General features: G+C 69.5%; 18 protein-coding genes. 3 read left to right on the forward strand and 15 right to left on the reverse strand.

The annotated features are described in order from the left end of the window. Nucleotides 1-34 precede the first annotated feature (34 nt). On the forward strand, nucleotides 35-361 hold the full coding sequence (locus ACYUD3_RS17415) for a hypothetical protein (protein ID WP_470970489.1): 327 nt from the start codon (nucleotides 35-37) through the stop codon (nucleotides 359-361). Nucleotides 362-367: 6 nt separating this feature from the next. Here ACYUD3_RS17415 and ACYUD3_RS17420 read toward each other — a convergent pair whose 3' ends face one another. Then, nucleotides 368-937, reverse strand: coding sequence for a dienelactone hydrolase family protein (locus ACYUD3_RS17420; RefSeq protein WP_470970491.1), 570 nt, complete (start codon nucleotides 935-937; stop codon nucleotides 368-370). A 69-nt stretch (nucleotides 938-1,006) separates the two neighbouring features. Between ACYUD3_RS17420 and ACYUD3_RS17425 the strand changes: the two genes are divergently transcribed. Then, nucleotides 1,007-2,032: a mechanosensitive ion channel family protein gene (locus tag ACYUD3_RS17425; protein WP_470970493.1), complete on the forward strand. Its 1,026-nt coding sequence runs from the start codon at nucleotides 1,007-1,009 to the stop codon at nucleotides 2,030-2,032. Here ACYUD3_RS17425 and ACYUD3_RS17430 read toward each other — a convergent pair. From ACYUD3_RS17430 to ACYUD3_RS17450, 5 genes are all read right to left on the reverse strand, one after another. Further along, nucleotides 2,029-3,615: a Na+/H+ antiporter gene (locus ACYUD3_RS17430; protein WP_470970495.1), complete on the reverse strand. Its 1,587-nt coding sequence runs from the start codon at nucleotides 3,613-3,615 to the stop codon at nucleotides 2,029-2,031. The two genes, ACYUD3_RS17425 and ACYUD3_RS17430, sit on opposite strands and share 4 nt — an antisense overlap. A gap of 64 nt (nucleotides 3,616-3,679) precedes the next feature. Further along, nucleotides 3,680-4,114 carry a GNAT family N-acetyltransferase gene (locus ACYUD3_RS17435; protein ID WP_470970497.1) on the reverse strand — a complete coding sequence of 145 codons (435 nt, stop codon included), beginning with the start codon at nucleotides 4,112-4,114 and terminating at the stop codon, nucleotides 3,680-3,682. Next, a complete protein-coding gene (locus ACYUD3_RS17440; protein WP_470970500.1) occupies nucleotides 4,111-5,055 on the reverse strand; it encodes an RluA family pseudouridine synthase in 945 nt (314 codons plus the stop codon). The genes ACYUD3_RS17435 and ACYUD3_RS17440 overlap by 4 nt, the downstream gene beginning before the upstream one ends. 12 nt (nucleotides 5,056-5,067) lie before the next feature. Continuing rightward, entirely contained in the window at nucleotides 5,068-5,616 is a 549-nt protein-coding gene (gene lspA / locus ACYUD3_RS17445; RefSeq protein ID WP_470970502.1) for a signal peptidase II, read from the reverse strand. A 178-nt stretch (nucleotides 5,617-5,794) separates the two neighbouring features. After that, the gene (locus ACYUD3_RS17450) at nucleotides 5,795-6,430 is read right to left on the reverse strand and encodes a TraR/DksA family transcriptional regulator (RefSeq protein WP_470970506.1); all 636 of its coding nucleotides are present in this window, start codon (nucleotides 6,428-6,430) and stop codon (nucleotides 5,795-5,797) included. 425 nt (nucleotides 6,431-6,855) lie between these two features. On the opposite strand from ACYUD3_RS17450, the gene ileS reads away from it, so the two are divergent. Then, on the forward strand, nucleotides 6,856-9,993 hold the full coding sequence (ileS, locus tag ACYUD3_RS17455) for an isoleucine--tRNA ligase (protein WP_470970508.1): 3,138 nt from the start codon (nucleotides 6,856-6,858) through the stop codon (nucleotides 9,991-9,993). 182 nt (nucleotides 9,994-10,175) lie between these two features. Here ileS and ACYUD3_RS17460 read toward each other — a convergent pair whose 3' ends face one another. The 9 genes from ACYUD3_RS17460 to ftsW form a co-directional block, all read right to left on the reverse strand. Next, on the reverse strand, nucleotides 10,176-11,531 hold the full coding sequence (locus ACYUD3_RS17460; protein ID WP_470970511.1) for a DivIVA domain-containing protein: 1,356 nt from the start codon (nucleotides 11,529-11,531) through the stop codon (nucleotides 10,176-10,178). A 53-nt stretch (nucleotides 11,532-11,584) separates the two neighbouring features. Then, nucleotides 11,585-11,869, reverse strand: a complete 285-nt coding sequence (locus tag ACYUD3_RS17465; protein WP_470970513.1) for a YggT family protein — start codon at nucleotides 11,867-11,869, stop codon at nucleotides 11,585-11,587. Between the two features lie 67 nt (nucleotides 11,870-11,936). Then, entirely contained in the window at nucleotides 11,937-12,575 is a 639-nt protein-coding gene (locus ACYUD3_RS17470; protein ID WP_470970515.1) for a cell division protein SepF, read from the reverse strand. Nucleotides 12,576-12,704: 129 nt separating this feature from the next. Continuing rightward, nucleotides 12,705-13,424, reverse strand: a complete 720-nt coding sequence (locus tag ACYUD3_RS17475; protein ID WP_470970518.1) for a YggS family pyridoxal phosphate-dependent enzyme — start codon at nucleotides 13,422-13,424, stop codon at nucleotides 12,705-12,707. A gap of 6 nt (nucleotides 13,425-13,430) precedes the next feature. Beyond that, a complete protein-coding gene (pgeF, locus tag ACYUD3_RS17480; protein WP_470970520.1) occupies nucleotides 13,431-14,159 on the reverse strand; it encodes a peptidoglycan editing factor PgeF in 729 nt (242 codons plus the stop codon). Continuing rightward, nucleotides 14,156-15,343 carry a cell division protein FtsZ gene (ftsZ, locus tag ACYUD3_RS17485; protein WP_470970522.1) on the reverse strand — a complete coding sequence of 396 codons (1,188 nt, stop codon included), beginning with the start codon at nucleotides 15,341-15,343 and terminating at the stop codon, nucleotides 14,156-14,158. Before ftsZ ends, pgeF begins: the two co-directional genes overlap by 4 nt. Before the next feature lie 278 nt (nucleotides 15,344-15,621). Then, nucleotides 15,622-16,419, reverse strand: coding sequence for a cell division protein FtsQ/DivIB (locus ACYUD3_RS17490; protein WP_470970525.1), 798 nt, complete (start codon nucleotides 16,417-16,419; stop codon nucleotides 15,622-15,624). Between the two features lie 66 nt (nucleotides 16,420-16,485). Next, nucleotides 16,486-17,574, reverse strand: a complete 1,089-nt coding sequence (gene murG / locus ACYUD3_RS17495; protein ID WP_470970527.1) for an undecaprenyldiphospho-muramoylpentapeptide beta-N-acetylglucosaminyltransferase — start codon at nucleotides 17,572-17,574, stop codon at nucleotides 16,486-16,488. A gap of 6 nt (nucleotides 17,575-17,580) precedes the next feature. Beyond that, nucleotides 17,581-18,939, reverse strand: coding sequence for a putative lipid II flippase FtsW (gene ftsW / locus ACYUD3_RS17500; RefSeq protein WP_470970530.1), 1,359 nt, complete (start codon nucleotides 18,937-18,939; stop codon nucleotides 17,581-17,583).

The raw sequence follows: 18,939 nt of genomic DNA on the forward strand, positions 1-18,939 counted from the left end.
GACCAGTCATCGAATATCCATACGGGGGATACCCATGACCATTTTGCGTGGCGTCCTGACCAAGTCAGCTGTCTTCGCCTCCGCCTTGGTGCTCGCCGGGCTCACCGCCACGTCCGCGCACGCGGCGGCCCCGGCGTTCGTCAACCTGACCACCGCCAACAGTTCGCCCATCTACTCCCAGCCGACCTCGTCCTCGACGCGGTACCGCACGGAGCCGGCCGGCACGACCCTGCGTATCCAGTGCTCCACCACGAACACGCCGTCCGGCGCGATGTGGTTCCGCATCTACGACTCCCTGCCGACCGCCTGGGTGTGGTCGGGCCACTTCCCGTCCCAGGTGCACCCGCCGAAGGCGTGCTGACCTGACCTACAGCGAATCGAGGAAGCCGAGCGCCACCCGCCAGGTGGTCTCGGCGGCCTCCGCGTCGTAGTCGTCGAGGCCGGGGTCGGTGTAGAGATGCCCGGCCCCGGCGTACCGGTGGACCTCGACATCGGCGCCCGCCCGGCCCATCTGCAAATACCAGGAGTTCAGCCAGTCGTCCGTCTCGAACGGATCAGGCGAGGCGACGTGCAACTGCACGGGCAGTTCATCGACGGACGCGTTGTGCGCGATGTCCGACGTGCCGTGCAGCAGGAGCAGCCCGCGGGCCTTCTCGTCCCCGAGCGCGAGGGTCTGCGCGACGGAGGCTCCCAGCGAGAACCCGGCGTAGACGAGCCCGCGCCCGGAGTAGGGAGCGGCGGCGAGGACAGCCCGCTTCAGCAGCTCCTCCTTCCCCACCATCTCCTTGAACTCCGTCCCTTCCTCGACCGACCCGAACGTCCGCCCCTCGAAGAGGTCGGGCGTCCACACCACGTGCCCGGCGCCCCGCAGCCGCTCGGCGACATCCAGCACGGCGGGCCGCAGCCCGTAGGTCGAGTGAAAAAGCATGATGTTCATGACTTCATCGTGCCAGCCCCGGCCCGAGCCGATGTTCAGCCCCACCCCCACCCGGCTACGTTCCCTCCCATGGAGACCCTGCTCCGCCCCACAATCGCCATAGCCACCGCAATCACCCTCACCCTCCTCCTCACCTGGACAACAGACCACCTACTCCGCAAAGCAGACACCCACCACCCGGAAACCCCCCTCTGGTCCCTGCTCCGCCGCACCCGGCTCCCCTACCAACTCCTCCTCTGCGCAGCCCTGCTACGAGCCGCATACACCAGCACCGACCTGTTCCACCAACGGCACACAGCCATCGCCCGCACCCTCACCCTGACCCTCATCGGCTCAGCCGCCTGGCCGATCGTCCGCATCACCGCGGCCGTGGTGGAAACGACGTTCACCCGCTACGCCAGCTCCCACACCCGAAGAGACCCCGCGAGAGTCCGCAGAGTCCGCACCCAGGTCTCCCTGATCATGCGGGTGGTCGCGGCGATCGTAGGAGTGGTCGCGGCAGCCGCGATGCTCCTGACCTTCCCGGAGATGAGAGCGGCCGGCGCCTCGATCCTGGCGTCGGCGGGAATCATCGGCATCGTGGCCGGCGTAGCCGCCCAATCGACGCTCAGCAACATGTTCGCCGGCTTCCAGATCGCGTTCGGCGACATGGTCCGCTTGGGCGACACGGTGGTGGTGGACGGCGAATGGGGCGTGGTGGAGGACATCACGCTGACGTATCTGACCGTCAGGACCTGGGACGACCGCAGAATCACGATGCCGGTGTCGTACTTCACCTCGAAACCGTTCCAGAACTGGTCGAGAGGAGGAACACAGCTCACCGGAACGGTGTATTTCCAGCTGGACCACTCGGCCCCGCTGGACGAAATGCGCACACACCTGAGGGACATTCTGCGGACCTGCGAGGAATGGGACGGAAGGGACTACGGCTTGGCGGTGACGGACAGCACCCCGAACACGATGGAAGTCAGAGCCCTGATGACGGCAAAAGACGCGGACGACATCTGGAAACTAAGAGTGAAGGTCCGCGAAAAGATGATCCGCTGGCTCTACGAAAACCACGAGAACCACGAGAACCACGAAAATCACCCCTAACGCAGACTACGCACATCCAGCTGCCGCAAAACCCGGTCCACCACCTCCGGATCAGCCCCCGCCTCACTCCGCGCGGCCACCACCTCATGCCGCGCCGCACTCATCATCTCCCCCTGGATCCGCCGCACCCGCTTGAGCCGCCGCACCCGCTGCTCGTACGCCTCCCGCCGCTCCTCCTCCCCCAGATCCGGCGAGATCCGCACCCCGATCTCGAAGGCCCGCCGCAACAACTGCTCGGACACCTCCTCCGGCAATTCCTCGACGGCCTCGATCTCCCGCAACCGCCGCTTGGCGGCTTTGGCGGCCCGCACGGCGAGCTCCCGCTCATAGACCTTCTCCCGCTCGGTATCGGCCCGCACCCCCAGCCGCCGCACGAGCCAGGGCAAAGTGAGCCCCTGAAGCACAAGCGTCACCATGATCACCCCGAAGGCGATGAAAACGACTTCGTCCCGATCCGGAAAAGCCCCACCGGAATCGGTCTTCAACGGAATGGCGAGAGCAAGAGCGACAGAGGCCACCCCCCGCATTCCGGACCACCACATGATGACGGTCTCCTGCCAGCTCATAGGAATCTCTTCTTCGACATCCCGCCGAGCGTGCAACCTCCGGGCCAGCCAACTCGCGGGCAGAAGCCACAACAACCGCACCACAATGACGACCCCGGCGATGATCCCGGCCCACCCGAGCATCTCCCCCCACCGCCCGGAAGCGGTCCGGATGGCGTTGTGCAGCTCAAGCCCGATAAGCCCGAAGGCAACCCCGGTCACCAACGTGTCGATGATGTCCCAGAACGTATGCCCGGCGAGCCGGGTGACGACGTCATCGGGATCGGTGGCGTATTCGGCGAGGAAAAGCGCACAAGTGAGCACGGCCAGCACCCCAGACCCATGCAATTCCTCGGCCAGCACATAAGCGGCGAAAGGAACCAGCAGCGTAACGCTGACCTGAAGCGTCGAATCCCCAAGAAGATCGAGCAGCTTATTGGCCCCCCACCCCAGCACAACCCCCACCACCACGGCGACCACAGCCGACAGCACCAGCTGAAGCGCGGCTTCCTGAACCGCGAACTCCCCGCTCACCACAGCCGCGATAGCCACGTGATAAAGCACGATCGCGGTGACGTCGTTGAACAGCCCCTCCCCCTCAAGAATCGACACAAGCCGCCGGGGCAACCCCAACTGCCCGGCGACGGCGGTGGCGGCGACCGGATCGGGCGGAGCGACCAGCGCGCCCAGCGCCACAGCGGCGGCGACCGGCAATCCAGGCACCACGGAATGCGCGACGACGGCGACGGAGAAGGTGGTGACGAAGACAAGAGCGACGGCCAGCAGAAAAATGGGCCGCCGATTCGCGGCGAACTGCCGCCAGGAAGTCCGCCGCACCGCCGCGTACAACAACGGCGGCAACAGCACCGGAAGGATCAGATCGGGCGGAATATTGACATTCGGGACAAAGTCCAGAACCGCGAGCACCACGCCCAGCAACGTCATCAGCACCGGCGAGGGAAGCCCGAACCGGTCCCCGATCGGAACGCTCACCACGGCCCCGAGCAGCAGGACGAACAACAGGGCCAACTGATCCACGGCAGGCGCTCCGGCGTTCTAGACAAAAGCGATCAAGAACAAGCCTCGCACGCCCGGCAACGGCTCAAAGCGAACGCCGCATGGACTGATGCGGAATCCCTGCCTCCAGAAACTCCGGCCCGTACGCCGTGTAACCGAGCCGTTCATAGAACCCGAGCGCATGAGTCTGCGCATGCAACTCGACGATCGCGAGCCCCAGCCCCCGGGCCCCCTCCTCCAGCGCCCGCACGAGCGCGCCCCCGACCCCGAGCCCGCGAGCCTCCCGGACGACGGCCAGCCGCCCGAGGGTCCCGACACCGTCAGCTCCGGTCAGCAGCCGCCCGGTCCCGAGCGGCAGCCCGTCCTCACGCACGGCGAGCACATGCAGCGCGCCGGCGTCGTACGCGTCGTACTCAAGCTCTTCGGGAACGGCCTGTTCCGTGACGAAGACCTCTTTGCGGACGGCGAAGCAGGCTTCGAGGTCGGCGGGGCCGTCGGCCGCGCGCAGGGCGAAGCTCACCCGTAGGTCTCCTCGCGGACCAGGTCGAGGGCGCGCTGGAGGTCTTCGGGGTAGTCGCTGGAGAACTCGACCCACTCGCCGTCGCCGGGGTGCTCGAAGCCGAGGCGGACGGCGTGCAGCCACTGGCGGGTGAGGCGCAGCCGCTTGGCGAGGGTGGGGTCGGCGCCGTAGGTGAGGTCGCCGACGCAGGGGTGGCGGTGGGCGGACATGTGCACGCGGATCTGGTGGGTGCGGCCCGTCTCCAGCTTGACGTCCAGCAGGGACGCCGAGCGGAACGCCTCGATCAGGTCGTAGTGGGTGACGGAGGGCTTGCCCTCGGCGGTGACGGCCCACTTGTAGTCGTGCTGCGGGTGGCGGCCGATGGGCGCGTCGATGGTCCCGCTCGTCGGGTCCGGGTGCCCCTGGACCAGCGTGTGGTAGCGCTTGTCGACGACGCGCTCCTTGAACTGCCGCTTCAGCGAGGTGTACGCCCGCTCGGACTTGGCGACGGTCATCAGACCGGACGTGCCGACGTCGAGCCGGTGCACGATGCCCTGGCGCTCGGCGGCGCCGGAGGTGGAGATGCGGTACCCGGCGGCGGCGAGCCCGCCGATGACGGTGGGCCCGGTCCAGCCGGGGGAGGGGTGGGCGGCGACGCCGACCGGCTTCACGATGACCACGACGTCGTCGTCGTCGTACACGATCTCCATGCCCTCGACCGGCTCGGCGACGATCTGCACCGGCGCGGGGGCCTGGGGCATCTCGACCTCCAGCCAGGCGCCGCCGTGCACGCGCTCCGACTTGCCGACCACCGAGCCGTCCACCGACACCTTCCCGGCGGCGGCCAGCTCGGCGGCCTTGGTGCGGGAGAAGCCGAACATCCGGGAGATGGCGGCGTCGACACGCTCGCCCTCCAGGCCGTCGGGCACGGGCAGGGTGCGGATCTCGGGAATCGTGCTCACCCGTCGAGTATGTCAGTCCTTGTGGACGGTCCCGTCCGGGTCCAGTCCCTTGAACGAAAGCAGCACGATCAGAATGCCGCCGCAGACGATCGCGGAGTCGGCGAGATTGAACACCGCGAAGTGCTTGGGCGCGATGAAGTCGACGACGGCGCCCTCGAAGATCCCGGGCGCCCGGAAGATCCGGTCGGTGAGGTTCCCGAGCGCCCCGCCGAGCAGCAGCCCGAGGGCGACGGCCCAGGGCAGGCTGTAGAGCTTGCGGGCCAGCCGCGCGATGACGACGATCACACCGGTGGCGATCACGGTGAAGACGACGGTGTACGCCTCCCCCATCCCGAACGCGGCGCCCGCGTTGCGGATGGCGTCCAGCTTCAGCCAGTCCCCGAAGATCTCGACGGACCCATGATGCTCGAGCTTCGCGACAACGAGCAGCTTGCTCCCCAGATCAAGCGCGTAAGCGAGCAAGGCAACAAAAAAGAGCACAGCGATACGACGCTTGCCACGCGCCGGCTGCTCCGCCTCAGAAGGCTCCGGCGTCTCGATGACCTGCTCCGCCTCTGCCACGTAAGTCCCTCAACCTAGATACAAGACCGAACACGAGCCTACGCCACACACCAGCCGGGCCGGGGTTCGAGAACAAGGCCCGCCCACCACCGGCCCGTCCGGCGTCTGAGGACAAGGCCCGTGCAGGGCCGGCATCCCACCCACCCGCGGAAAGCCGACCCACCCGCGCGAAGCCCCCTCAGTACCGCCGCTCCTGCCGCTGCTTGCACTCCACACAAAGCGTCGCCCGAGGAAACGCCTGCATCCGGGCCTTCCCAATGGCCTGCCCACAGTTCTCGCACAGCCCATACGTCCCGGCATCCAGCCGCCCGAGCGCCCGCTCGGTCTGCGACAGCATCTCCCGCGCGTTCGCGGTCAACGCCATCTCATGCTCCCGAGTGATGTTCTTCGTCCCGGTGTCCGCCTCGTCGTCCCCCGCCCCGTCCCCGGAATCCCGCATCAGTCCGGCAAGCGACGCCTCCGACGAACTGATCTCCCCGCCCAGCCGCAGCACCTCCCCCATCAGCTCGGCCCGCGCCTCGGCGACCTCCTCGTCCGTCCAGGGATCCTCCCCGGCCCGCACGGCCAGCTCCCCGGCCCCGACCCGCGCCTTGGGCACCCCCTTGGCCGCCGTAGCCGCCCCGGCGCTCCCCTTCCCGACCTTCCCGACCTTCCCGACCACCGCCGTACCTCCCGTCCGACCCGCCACAGCCTTCTTGCGCGCAGCACCCTTGGAAGCCGCCTTCTTGGCGGCCCCCTTCTTCGCCCCGCCCGCCACCCCCGTCTGAGTTTTCCCCTCGGCGTCCTTTCCAGCCGCGCTCTTCTTCGCCACCATGGCCGAGACACCTCACATATGGTGATCTTGCACGTAAATCGTTCTGGGACGATAAATCGCCTCAAGCCGCATGGCAACAGGACGAACCCCGCGCCCGTCACCCGGCGCCCGGCCCCCGTAAACCCGGTCGGCCGATGTCCGCCCCGCGCCGTACACTGGCCGCAGCGAGAAGCGATGATGGGGACGAGTAGCGCCGAGAGCGGCCGAGAGCGACCTGGGGACGGTGGAAGCCCGGGGGCGAGCGCGACGCGAAGATCACCCCGGAGCCGCCGGAAGAAAGCCGAGAGGCGAGTAGACCCGGTTTCGCGACCCCAATGAGGGGGCCGACCGGCAGACCGGTGGGCCAAGGAGGGTGGTACCGCGGGAGCGAAACGGCTCTCGTCCCTCCGACGGAAGGCAGCAAGTCCGTTGGAGGAAGCTCGGAGATGACAGAGCCGACGTACCGCCAGGTCCCCGCCCAGGTCGACCTGCCCGCGCTGGAGCACACAGTGCTCGACTTCTGGCGTGAGCAGAAGATCTTCGCCAAGTCCCTGGAGCAGTCCGAGGGCCGCCCGGAGTGGGTGTTCTACGAGGGCCCGCCCACCGCCAACGGCATGCCCGGCGCCCACCACATCGAGGCCCGCGTCTTCAAGGACGTCTTCCCCCGGTTCCGCACGATGCGCGGCTACCACGTCGGCCGCAAGGCCGGCTGGGACTGCCACGGCCTCCCGGTCGAGCTGGCCGTGGAGAAAGAGCTGGGCTTCTCCGGCAAGAAGGACATCGAGGCGTACGGCATCGCGGAGTTCAACGCGAAGTGCCGCGCGTCGGTGCTGCGCCACACGGACGCGTTCTCCGAGCTGACGACCCGCATGGGCTACTGGGTCGACCTGGACGACGCGTACGTCACGATGGACCCCGAGTACATCGAGTCCGTCTGGTGGTCGCTGAAGGAGATCTTCGACAAGGGCCTGCTGGTCCAGGACCACCGCGTCGCCCCCTGGTGCCCCCGCTGCGGCACGGGCCTCTCCGACCACGAGCTGGCCCAGGGCTACGAGACGGTCGTCGACCCGTCCGTGTACGTCCGTTTCCCCCTCACCTCCGGTCCGCTGGCCGGCGAGGCCGCCCTCCTGGTGTGGACGACGACCCCCTGGACGCTGGTCTCCAACACGGCCGTGGCCGCGCACCCCGAGGTCACCTACGTGGTCGCGACGGACGGCGAGGAGAAGCTCGTCGTCGCCGAACCGCTGGTCGGCAAGGCGCTCGGCGAGGGCTGGGAGACCACGGGCCAGACCTTCACCGGCGCCGAGATGGAGCGCTGGTCGTATCAACGTCCGTTCGAGCTCGTCGAGTTCCCGGCCGAGGCACATTTCGTCGTCAACGCCGACTACGTCACCACCGAGGACGGCACCGGCCTCGTCCACCAGGCGCCCGCCTTCGGTGAGGACGACCTCAAGGTCTGCCGCTCCTACGGCCTCCCGGTCGTGAACCCGGTCCGCCCGGACGGCACGTTCGCCGAGGACGTGCCCATGGTCGGCGGGGTCTTCTTCAAGAAGGCGGACGAAAAGCTCACCGAGGACCTCCAGCAGCGCGGCCTCCTCTTCCGGCACATCCCGTACGAGCACAGCTACCCGCACTGCTGGCGCTGCCACACCGCGCTCCTCTACTACGCGCAGCCCTCTTGGTACATCCGCACGACGGCCGTCAAGGACCGCCTCCTCCAGGAGAACGAGAAGACCAACTGGTTCCCTGACACGGTCAAGCACGGCCGCTACGGCGACTGGCTCACCAACAACATCGACTGGGCGCTGTCCCGCAACCGCTACTGGGGCACCCCGCTGCCGATCTGGGTCTGCGAGGACAACCACCTGACCTGCGTCGGCTCCCGCGCGGAGCTGACCGGGCTGACCGGCACCGACCAGTCGTCCCTGGACCCGCACCGCCCGTTCATCGACGACGTCACCTTCGCCTGCCCGCAGTGCGCGAAGACCGCGACGCGCGTCCCTGAGGTCATCGACGCCTGGTACGACTCGGGTTCGATGCCGTTCGCGCAGTGGGGCTACCCGTACAAGAACAAGGAACTCTTCGAGTCCCGCTACCCGGCGCAGTTCATCTCCGAGGCGATCGACCAGACCCGCGGCTGGTTCTACACGCTGATGGCGGTCGGCACGCTGGTCTTCGACAGGTCGAGCTACGAGAACGTCGTCTGCCTGGGCCACATCCTGGCCGAGGACGGCCGCAAGATGTCCAAGCACCTGGGCAACATCCTCCAGCCGATCCCGCTGATGGACCAGCACGGCGCCGACGCGGTCCGCTGGTTCATGGCGGCCGGCGGCTCCCCCTGGGCCGCGCGCCGGGTGGGCCACGGCACGATCCAGGAGGTCGTCCGCAAGACCCTCCTGACGTACTGGAACACGGTCGCCTTCCAGGCCCTGTACGCCCGTACGTCCGGCTGGTCCCCGTCGGCGGCGGACCCGTCCCCGGCCGACCGCCCGGTCCTGGACCGCTGGCTGCTGTCCGAACTCCACGCGACGACCGACCAGGTGACCCAGGCCCTGGAGGCCTACGACACCCAGCGCGCCGGCAAACTCCTGTCGGCGTTCGTCGACGACCTGTCCAACTGGTACGTACGCCGCTCCCGGCGCCGCTTCTGGCAGGGCGACAAGGCGGCGCTGCGCACGCTGCACGAGGTCGTCGAGACGGTCACGAAGCTGATGGCCCCGCTGACGCCGTTCATCACCGAGCGGGTCTGGCAGGACCTGATCGTGCCGGTGAGCGCGGACGCCCCGGAGTCGGTGCACCTGTCGGCGTGGCCGGAGGCGGACCTGGCGGCGATCGACCCGGAGCTGTCGCAGCAGATGGTCCTGGTCCGCCGGCTGGTCGAGCTGGGCCGGGCCACGCGCGCGGAGTCGGGGGTGAAGACCCGTCAGCCGCTGCGCCGGGCGCTGATCGCGGCGGCCGGTTTCGACGCGCTCGACCGTGAGCTGCACGGGCAGATCACGGAGGAGCTGAACGTCGAGGCGCTGGCGTCGCTGTCCGAGGTCGGCGGCAGCCTCGTCGACACCACGGCGAAGGCCAATTTCCGCGCGCTGGGCAAGCGGTTCGGCAAGCGCGTCCAGGAGGTCGCGAAGGCCGTCGCGGACGCGGACGCCGCCGCGCTGTCGCTGGCGCTGCGCGAGGGCACGGCGTCGGTGGAGGTCGACGGCGAGACGGTCACGCTCGCCCCGGACGAGGTCATCATCACCGAAACCCCGCGCGAGGGCTGGTCGGTGGCCTCCGACTCGGGTGCGACGGTCGCCCTCGACCTGGAGATCACCGAGGAGCTGCGCCGCGCGGGCCTCGCCCGTGACGCGATCCGCCTGATCCAGGAGGCCCGCAAGAACAGCGGCCTCGACGTCGCCGACCGCATCGCCCTGCGCTGGGAGTCGGCGGACCCGGCGGTCACCGCCGCCCTCACCGGGCACAGCGGCCTGATCGCGGACGAGGTCCTGGCGACCGACTTCGCCGAGGGAGCGGCCGGCGACGGCTACGGCGAGCCGTTCACGGACGAGGGCCTGAGCCTGACGTTCCGCCTGCGCAAGGCATAACCCGTACGAACGCCGAAGGCCTGGCTTCCCGCTCAGGGAGCCGGGCCTTTGCCGTACGCCCGCGGAGCAACTCCCCGCCAATTCGCGTAAAAAGGGCGCGGCCCCGGACGAATCCGGGGCCGCGCCCTGAACGCTGTCGGCGTCTGCGGCGTACTACGTGCCGTAGAGGCTTTTGTGGGCCGTCAGTTGTCGTCCTCGTCGATGAGGAAGCCGCGCATCGGAGAGGGCGCCTGACCCATCGGGGAGGGGCCCTGAGGGCGGACCGGAGCCATGGGCTGGGTCATGGCGGGGGACATCTGCTGCTGGCCGCCGTAGGACGGGCCCGCGGGGCTCGGCGCGCCCATACCGGAGCCGCCCATGCCCGAACCGCCCATTCCGGAGCCGCCCATACCGCCCATACCGGGGCCGCCGGCGCCGTAGGACGGGGCGCTCGCGCCGGCCGGGGCCATGGAGGGCGCCGGGGACGGCGGCAGGGAGGCCGTCGCGGGGGTGCGCGGCGGGGCGAGGGAGTCGTCGGCCTGGGTCTCCAACTGGCGCAGCTGGGACTCCAGGTAGGACTTCAGGCGGGTGCGGTACTCGCGTTCGAAGCCGCGCAGGTCCTCGACCTTGCGCTCCAGCGTGGCGCGCGCGGACTCCAGGGAGCCCATGGCGACGCGGTGCTTCTCCTGCGCGTCCCGCTCCAGGGCGTCGGCCTTGGCGCGGGCGTCGCGCTCCAGGCCCTCGGCGCGCGAACGGGCCTCGCCGACGATCTTGTTGGCTTCGGAGCGGGCCTCGGCGATCGCCTGGTCGGCGGTCTGCTGGGCCAGCGAGAGGACGCGCGCGGCGCTGTCGCCGCCGGGGCCCTGACCGGGGCCGCCCATGGGGTTGCCCATGGGGCCGCCCATCGGGGCCATCTGCTGCTGCATGGGGGGCTGGCCACCGAGCTGACCGCCCATCGGGTTGCCCATCGGACCCTGGCCCATCGAGCCTTGGCCCATCGGACCCTGGCCCATGGGGCCTTGGCCCATCGGACCGGGACCCTGGGGGCCCTGTCCGCCGGGGCCTGCCGGAAGCTGCGGGGCACCGCTCGGCAGCTGGGGCGGGCCGCCCATGGGGCCGCCCATCTGCTGCTGCGGCGGGCCCGATATCCCTGCGGGGACCGGGGCGCCGGGACCTCGCATGCCCTGCGGCGGCATCCCCTGCTGGGGCATTCCCTGCTGCGGCATGCCCTGGCCGGGCATCCCCTGCTGGGGCATCCCGGGCTGCTGCATGCCCTGCTGCTGGGGCGGCATCCCCTGCTGCTGTTGCTGCTGGGGCGGCATGCCCTGCTGCTGCGGGGCCTCCTGCTCCGGGGGCTTGCGCATGTTCTGCTGGTTCTGCGCGGCGGCGCGCGTGGCCGCGGCCAGCTTGGCGCGCAGGTCCTCGTTCTCCCGCAGCAGACGCGTCAGTTCGGCTTCGACCTCGTCGAGGAAGGCATCGACCTCGTCCTCGTCATAGCCTTCTCGGAGGCGGACGGTCGTGAACTGCTTGTTCCGCACGTCCTCGGGGGTCAACGGCATCTCTTCACCTCAACGTAGTCTTCGGCAATCGGCAAGACGGTCGGTCACATCGTTCACAGCCGGATCACGATCGAGATCAGGATGTAGACGATGATCATCAGTACGAAGAAGGACAGGTCGAGCGCCACGCCCCCGAGACGCAACGGCGGGATGAATCGCCGAAGAAGCTTGAGCGGTGGATCGGTGACAGTGTAGGTGGCCTCCAGAACGACCACCATCGCCTTGCCGGGCTGCCATGAGCGGGCGAACTGGAAGACGTAGTCCATGACCAGTCGGAAGATGAGCACGATGAGGAAGACCATCAGCGCGATGTAGATGATGTTCAGAACCACGCCCATGTTCGGTGCTTCCCTCTCCCCTGCTCCAGTTCGAGCCCTGTTGTACTGCTTTTTCCGACGCTGCGTCTCAGCTCTGGTTGAAGAACCCGCCTTCTGCGATGCGGGCCTTGTCCTCCGCCGTGACATCGACGTTAGCAGGAGACAACAGGAACACCTTCTGGGTCACCCGCTCGATGCTGCCGTGAAGACCAAACACCAAACCGGCCGCAAAGTCGACAAGTCGCTTCGCATCTGTGTCGTCCATCTCAGTCAGATTCATGATCACCGGAGTGCCCTCACGGAAGTGTTCCCCGATGGTACGGGCCTCGTTGTAGGTCCGCGGGTGAAGTGTCGTGATCCGGTAAGGCTCTCGTTCGGACACGACCTTGGGCATGATCACCGGTGCGCTCTTCTCCAGGGACTGGCGTTCTTGTGTGATGGATGACACGGGCGCGATGCGCGCGGGGCGCCCGGAATCCACCGCGGACGAGACCGCCCGCGCCACCGGTTCGCGGGGCGCGGGGGGTTGGACGATTCGCACTTCTTCGTCCCTTTGGGACTGATGTGCGTTGTGCGACTGATGCGCCGGTTCATGGCGCCGGTGGTCGCGCTCGGGTTCGTCCAGTTCGGGTTCGAAGTCGTCGTCGGGGTCGAAGCCCCGGCCGTCGTACCCATCGTCCTCCACGAGGCCGAGGTAGACCGCCATCTTGCGCATCGCGCCGGCCATGCTCTGAGTCCTCCGCTCTGTGGTGGATCGGCTGACGACTGCCAAGTCCTGCGATCCACGTGGCCCTTGTGTCCGCCTCGTGGCGGGTAATGACCATATTTTCTGCTGTGGTCCGACTTCCTGGCGACGTTACCCGAGCCTGGGACGGACTCCGAGTACCGCGCTCCCGACGCGCACATGTGTCGCCCCGGCAGCAACGGCCTGCTCAAGGTCCGCGCTCATCCCTGCTGACACCATGTTCGCAGCCGGATGGGCTCGGCGCAGGTGGGTCGACAAATCCATCAACCGCCCGAACGCGGCACGTTCGCGCCCCGCGTACTCCCCGCTCAGCGGGGCGACGGTCATCAGTCCGTCGAGCCGCAGCCCCGGCGAGCCGGCGACGAGGCCGGCCAACTCCTCGATCCCGCCCGGCGCGACCCCGCCGCGCTCCCCCCGCCCGTCCGCCCCGGCGTCGAGCGCGACCTGGATCAGACACCCCAGTTCACGCCCGGCCCTGACGGCCTCTTTGGAGAGCGAGCCGACGAGCCGGTCCCGGTCGACGGACTGCACGCAGTCCGCGTAACCGGCCACCGAGCGCGCCTTGTTGGTCTGCAACTGCCCGACGAAGTGCCAGCTCAGCGGGAGGTCCGCGCATGCGGCGGCCTTGGGCGCGGCGTCCTGGTCCTTGTTCTCGGCGACATGACGCACACCGAGTTCCGACAGGATCCGCACATCGCTCGCGGGATAGGTCTTGGTGACGACGATCAGGGTCACGTCGTCTTGTGCGCGCCCCGCGTCCGCGCACGCGCGGGCGATGCGCTCCTGCACCCTCGCCAGGTTCTCGGCGAGTTCGTCCTTACGGTCCGTCATGCCCCATCAGTCCAGCCAGACATATCCCGCGAGTCGCCCGGTGGAGCGGTCGCGGCGGTATGAGAAGTGGTCGTGCGACTCCAGCGTGCACACCGGGGAGTGCTCCCGGTCGCGCACCCCGAGCGCGTCGAGCTGCGCGTGCACTCCGGCGGCGACGTCGACGGCGGGAGTGCCCCAGCTGGTCTCGGCGTACGCCGCCGGTTCGACGGCGGCGACCTGCTCCCGCAGTGCGGCGGGGACTTCGTAGCAACGGCCGCAGACCGAGGGGCCGGTGCGGGCGACGATGCGGGCGGGGTCGGCGCCGAGGTCCGTCATCGCGCGCACGGCGGCGGGGACGACCCTGGCGGCCATGCCCGGCCGGCCCGCGTGGGCGGCGGCCACGACTTGGGCGACCGGGTCGGCGAGGAGGACGGGGACGCAGTCGGCGGTGAGGACGGCGAGCGCGAACCCGCGCCGGGTGGTGACGAGCGCGTCGACCTCCGGCACGGGCCGGCCGCCCCACGCCTCCATGACGACCGCCACCTCGGCGCCGTGGACCTGGTTCATCCAGGCCACTTCGGCCGGGTCCAACCCGAGCTCCCGGGCGGCCAGTTCACGGTTCTTGAGCACGGCGTCCGGGTCGTCGCCGACCGCGCCGCCGAGGTTGAGCTCCTCATACGGAGCGGCGCTCACCCCGCCCCACCGGTCGGTGAAGGCGAAGTGCGCGCCGCGCACGCTCTCGCGCTGTCCTATCACTTCAGGAAGTCCGGTACGTCCAGCTCTTCGGCGGCGCTGTCGGAGTAGGTCCGCGACGGCGGGACCGGCGGGCTCAGCGGGGTCTCGTTGACCGGCTCCGGGTGGGGCGCCGAGTCCTCCTTCGGCGTGACGCTGCCGAGCGAGCCGAAGGACGGGCGGGACTCGGGCCGCTGGACCGGGGCGGGCTCCTCGCGGCGGGTGGCGGAGCCGATCACGTTGTCGCGGCGGGCGGGGGGCTGGCCCCCGTCGAAGCCGGCGGCGATGACGGTGACGCGGACCTCGTCGCCGAGCGCGTCGTCGATGACGGCGCCGAAGATGATGTTGGCCTCGGGGTGGGCGGCCTCGGAGACCAGCTGGGCGGCCTCGTTGATCTCGAACAGGCCGAGGTCGGAGCCGCCGGAGATGGAGAGCAGGACGCCGCGGGCGCCGTCGATGGAGGCTTCGAGCAGCGGGGAGGAGATGGCCATCTCGGCGGCGGCCACCGCGCGGTCGTCGCCGCGGGCCGAGCCGATCCCCATGAGGGCCGAACCGGCCTCGGACATCACGGACTTGACGTCGGCGAAGTCGAGGTTGATGAGACCCGGGGTGGTGATGAGGTCGGTGATGCCCTGGACGCCGGAGAGCAGGACCTGGTCGGCCGACTTGAAGGCGTCGAGGACGGAGACCTGGCGGTCCGAGATGGACAGCAGCCGGTCGTTGGGGATGACGATGAGGGTGTCGACCTCTTCGCGCAGCTCCGCGATGCCGTCCTCGGCCTGGTTGGCGCGGCGCCGGCCCTCGAAGGTGAACGGGCGGGTGACCACGCCGATGGTGAGGGCGCCCAGGGAGCGGGCGATGTTGGCGACGACGGGTGCGCCGCCGGTGCCGGTGCCGCCGCCCTCGCCGGCCGTCACGAAGACCATGTCGGCCCCCTTGAGGACCTCCTCGATCTCCTCGCGGTGGTCCTCGGCGGCCTTGCGGCCGACGGCCGGGTTGGCGCCGGCGCCGAGTCCGCGGGTGAGTTCGCGGCCGACGTCGAGCTTGACATCGGCGTCGCTCATCAACAGCGCCTGCGCGTCCGTGTTGATGGCGATGAACTCGACGCCCTTGAGACCGACTTCGATCATCCGGTTGATGGCATTGACACCACCGCCGCCGACACCGATGACCTTGATGACTGCGAGGTAGTTCTGCGGTGCTGCCACGTCGAAGGCCTCTCGCCTCGAATTACGTTGCCGTCGAGCCCAGTTGTCTGTGCCGCGACGGCGGATGCCGAATGGGACGGTCCGTAGCGCCGACCCGAACCCTAACCCTGAAGTTTAGGGTTACCAGTGTGCCTGTTCCTTGAAGTCTTCTGAACAGGACACTAAGTCGACAAGTGGCGGCCGTTCAACGAACACGCCGAACCTCCCGTTTTTCTTTTCACCCTATGTGATCAGCCATGTCGCTGCCCAACCAGGGTGCTGGCCTGCACTGATGTGCGTCAACTCGGCGCCGAGGCAGGGGCGGTGGGGACGCTGACGTCGAAGTGCCGGGCGCCTGAAGCCGCTTTCAGGAGTGCGCTGAGCGCACGGGCCTTCACAACTCCCTGCTCCGAACTGCCCCAGGAGACGGTCCGGCCGTCCGTCAGGTCCAGCGAAATATCGTCGTACGAACGTACTTTGACGGTGCGGGTGGACTGACGGACCGTCGCCGGGAGGTCGCCCGCCGTGCGCACCGCCTCGCGCACCAGACGGTCCTCGCCGAAGCGGCGCAGGCTCGCGGTGGTCGAACCGGTGGGCGAAAGGGACAACTCCAGCAGGGGGACGCCCTTGGGGGCGGCGGTGACCGTCGCGAACTTCACTCCCCCGCCGTCGACTTCGGTGAAGGCGCCGCCTTTGCGCAGCAGCAGCACGGGAGTTCGCTCGGTCACTTTCAGGCCGATTCCGTGCGGCCACGAGCGGACCACGTCCACGTCGGCGATCCGCGGCAGCTGACGGCGCAAACGGGCCTCGATGGCGTCGGTGTCGACGGACACCAGCGGCTGCCCGAGCGGGACTTGGGCGGCGGCGAGGACCTCGGCGGGCGTCAGGACGTCCGTACCGGAGACCGTGGCCCGCTCCACGCGCAGCCACGAGGAGCCGTACAGCACCCAGATGCCGCCGCCCGCCAGAGCGACTGCGGCCAGGGCCACGGCGATCGCCAGGCGGAGTCTGCGCGGGCCCAGGCGGGCGAGGAGGGGCGGGCCGGAAGACCCCTGCTGACGCGTACCGCGCTCGGCGGTACCGGGTCCTCCGGCCACGCTGCCCTGCCCTTCGTCGTATCTGGGTTCGCCAGCACCCTAAGGGGACTCCGGGGCCCGAAGTGATCAGCGGCGCGCGGCGATCGCCTCGTACACCATGCGCACGAGCAGTTCGTCGGCGTCGCGGCGGCCGAACTCGCTTGCCGCGCGGGACATCTCGTACAGGCGGTGCGGGTCGGCGAGGACCGGCAGGACGGTGCCGCGCACCCACTCCGGGGTCAGTTCGGCGTCGTCGACGAGGAGTCCGCCGCCGGCCTTGACCACCGGCTGGGCGTTCAGGCGCTGTTCGCCGTTGCCGATGGGCAGCGGGACGTACGCGGCCGGCAGGCCGACGGCCGAGAGTTCGGCGACGGTCATCGCGCCCGCGCGGCACAGCATCATGTCGGCGGCGGCGTAGGCGAGGTCCATCCGGTCGAGGTAACTCACCGGGATGTAGGGGGGCATGCCCGGCATCTGCTGGACGTGCGGGAGTTCGTTCTTCGGGCCGACCGCGTGCAGGATCTGGATGCCGGCCTGCTGGAGCCAGGGGGCGACCTGCTGGACGACCTCGTTGAGCCGGCGGGCGCCCTGGGAGCCGCCGGAGACCAGCAGGGTCGGCAGGTTGGGGTCGAGGCCGAACAGCGCGCGCGCCTCCGGGCGGGCCGCGGCGCGGTCCAGGGTGGCGATGGAGCGGCGCAGCGGGATGCCGATGTAGCGGGCGTCCCGCAGCTTGCTGTCGGGCGTGGAGACGGCGACCTGGGCGGCGTAGCGGGAGCCGATCTTGTTGGCCAGGCCGGGGCGGGCGTTGGCCTCGTGGATGACGATCGGCACGCCGAGGCGCTTGGCCGCGAGGTAGCCGGGCAGGGCGACGTAGCCGCCGAAGCCGACCACACAGTCCGCCTTGGTGCGCTCCAGGATCTGCTCGGTCGCCTTGATGGTGCCGCGCAGCCGGCCCGGGACGGTGATCAGCTCGGGGGTGGGCTTGCGGGGCAGCGGGACGGCCGGGATCAGCGCCAGCTCGTAGCCCCGCTGCGGGACGAGCGTGGTCTCCAGGCCGCGCTCCGTGCCCAGGGCCGTGATGCCCACGGACGGGTCCTGCCTGCGCAGGGCGTCCGCGAGGGCGAGCGCGGGCTCGATGTGGCCGGCGGTCCCTCCGCCTGCGAGTACGACATGCACCGAAATTCACCGCTCTCCGGACGGCCGCGCCGCTGGCGCCCGCCGTCTCATCGTGTTCCGTCTCCGGGGTTCCCGGGGACTCCCGCCCCGTTTTCTACCAAAGCGGGGTTGCCGCATCGCCAGCGCCGCCCGTGCGGCGGGCTCGTCGCGCGCGAAGGCGATCATGAGCCCGATGGCGAACATGGTCGGCAGCAGGGCGGAACCCCCGTAGGAGAACAGCGGGAGCGGGACACCGGCGATCGGCAGCAGGCCGAGCACCGCACCGATGTTGATCACGGCCTGGGCCATGATCCAGGTGGTCACGCCTCCCGCGGCATACCTCACGAAGGGGTCCTCCGTGCGACCGGCCACGCGGATACCCGCATAGCCTAGAGCCGCGAAGAGGGCGAGGACCGACAGAGTCCCCGCGAGGCCCAGTTCCTCACCGGTGACGGCGAAGATGAAGTCGGTGTGCGCTTCGGGGAGTTGGCCCCATTTCTCCACACTCGCACCGAGTCCGGAGCCGAAGATCCCGCCGGAGGCCAGCGCGTAGATCCCGTGCACGGCCTGCCAGCAGTCGACCGGGCCCGACTTGGGGTCGGTGGCGCCGATGCACTGGAGGCGGGCCATCCGGTTGGGGCTGGTCCGTACCAGGATCACCCCGATCACGGTGGCCACCGACAGCACCCCGGCGAACATCCGCGTGGGCGCCCCGGCCAGCCACAGCAGCCCGAACAGCACGGCCGTGAGGATCATCGCCGTGCCCATGTCGCCGCCCAGCATGATCAGCCCGAGCAGCAGGAAGGTGACCGGCACCAGCGGCACCAGCATGTGCTTCCACTGGGCCAGCAGCTTCTTGTCCTGCTTTCGGGCCAGCAGGTCGGCGCCCCACAGGACGAGCGCGAGCTTGCCGAACTCGCTGGGCTGGATCTGGAAGGAGCCGCCGAGCGCGATCCAGTTCTGGTTGCCGTTGACGGTCTTCCCTATCCCCGGCACCTGCACCAGCGCCATCATGAACACCGCGCCCGCCAGCAGCGGATACGCCAGCGCCCGGTGCAGCTTCACCGGCATCCGGGAGGCCGCGAGCAGCAGCAGCGCGCCGATGGAGGCGGCCAGGAACTGCTTGCGGAAGAAGAAGCTCCCCGGCAGCGACTTCTGGAGCGCGGTGATCTGCGAGGCCGAGTAGACCATCACGAGCCCCAGCACGATGATCAGCAGACTGCCGCCCAGGATCAGGTAGTAGGCGGTCAGCGGCCGGTCCCAGGCCTTCTGGGCGCGCGTGTAGAGCCGTACGAAGGGGTTGTCCCGGCCGCCGCCGGGGGTGCGTACGGTGATCCGCCTGACGGACCGCTGGACGGGCGGGCGCCCGGTGCGGCTACCGGGCAT

It is taken from the genome of Streptomyces sp. AMJ-169, from assembly GCF_055597585.1.

What these genes read in the sequence shown, in the direction of transcription:
- ACYUD3_RS17415 (WP_470970489.1), top strand. Translation starts at nt 35, where the DNA reads ATGACCATTTTGCGTGGCGTCCTGACCAAGTCAGCTGTCTTCGCCTCC.
- ACYUD3_RS17420 (WP_470970491.1), bottom strand. Translation starts at nt 937, where the DNA reads ATGAACATCATGCTTTTTCACTCGACCTACGGGCTGCGGCCCGCCGTG.
- ACYUD3_RS17425 (WP_470970493.1), top strand. Translation starts at nt 1,007, where the DNA reads ATGGAGACCCTGCTCCGCCCCACAATCGCCATAGCCACCGCAATCACC.
- ACYUD3_RS17450 (WP_470970506.1), bottom strand. Translation starts at nt 6,430, where the DNA reads ATGGTGGCGAAGAAGAGCGCGGCTGGAAAGGACGCCGAGGGGAAAACT.
- ileS (WP_470970508.1), top strand. Translation starts at nt 6,856, where the DNA reads ATGACAGAGCCGACGTACCGCCAGGTCCCCGCCCAGGTCGACCTGCCC.
- ACYUD3_RS17460 (WP_470970511.1), bottom strand. Translation starts at nt 11,531, where the DNA reads ATGCCGTTGACCCCCGAGGACGTGCGGAACAAGCAGTTCACGACCGTC.
- ACYUD3_RS17465 (WP_470970513.1), bottom strand. Translation starts at nt 11,869, where the DNA reads ATGGGCGTGGTTCTGAACATCATCTACATCGCGCTGATGGTCTTCCTC.
- ACYUD3_RS17470 (WP_470970515.1), bottom strand. Translation starts at nt 12,575, where the DNA reads ATGGCCGGCGCGATGCGCAAGATGGCGGTCTACCTCGGCCTCGTGGAG.
- ACYUD3_RS17475 (WP_470970518.1), bottom strand. Translation starts at nt 13,424, where the DNA reads ATGACGGACCGTAAGGACGAACTCGCCGAGAACCTGGCGAGGGTGCAG.
- ftsW (WP_470970530.1), bottom strand. Translation starts at nt 18,939, where the DNA reads ATGCCCGGTAGCCGCACCGGGCGCCCGCCCGTCCAGCGGTCCGTCAGG.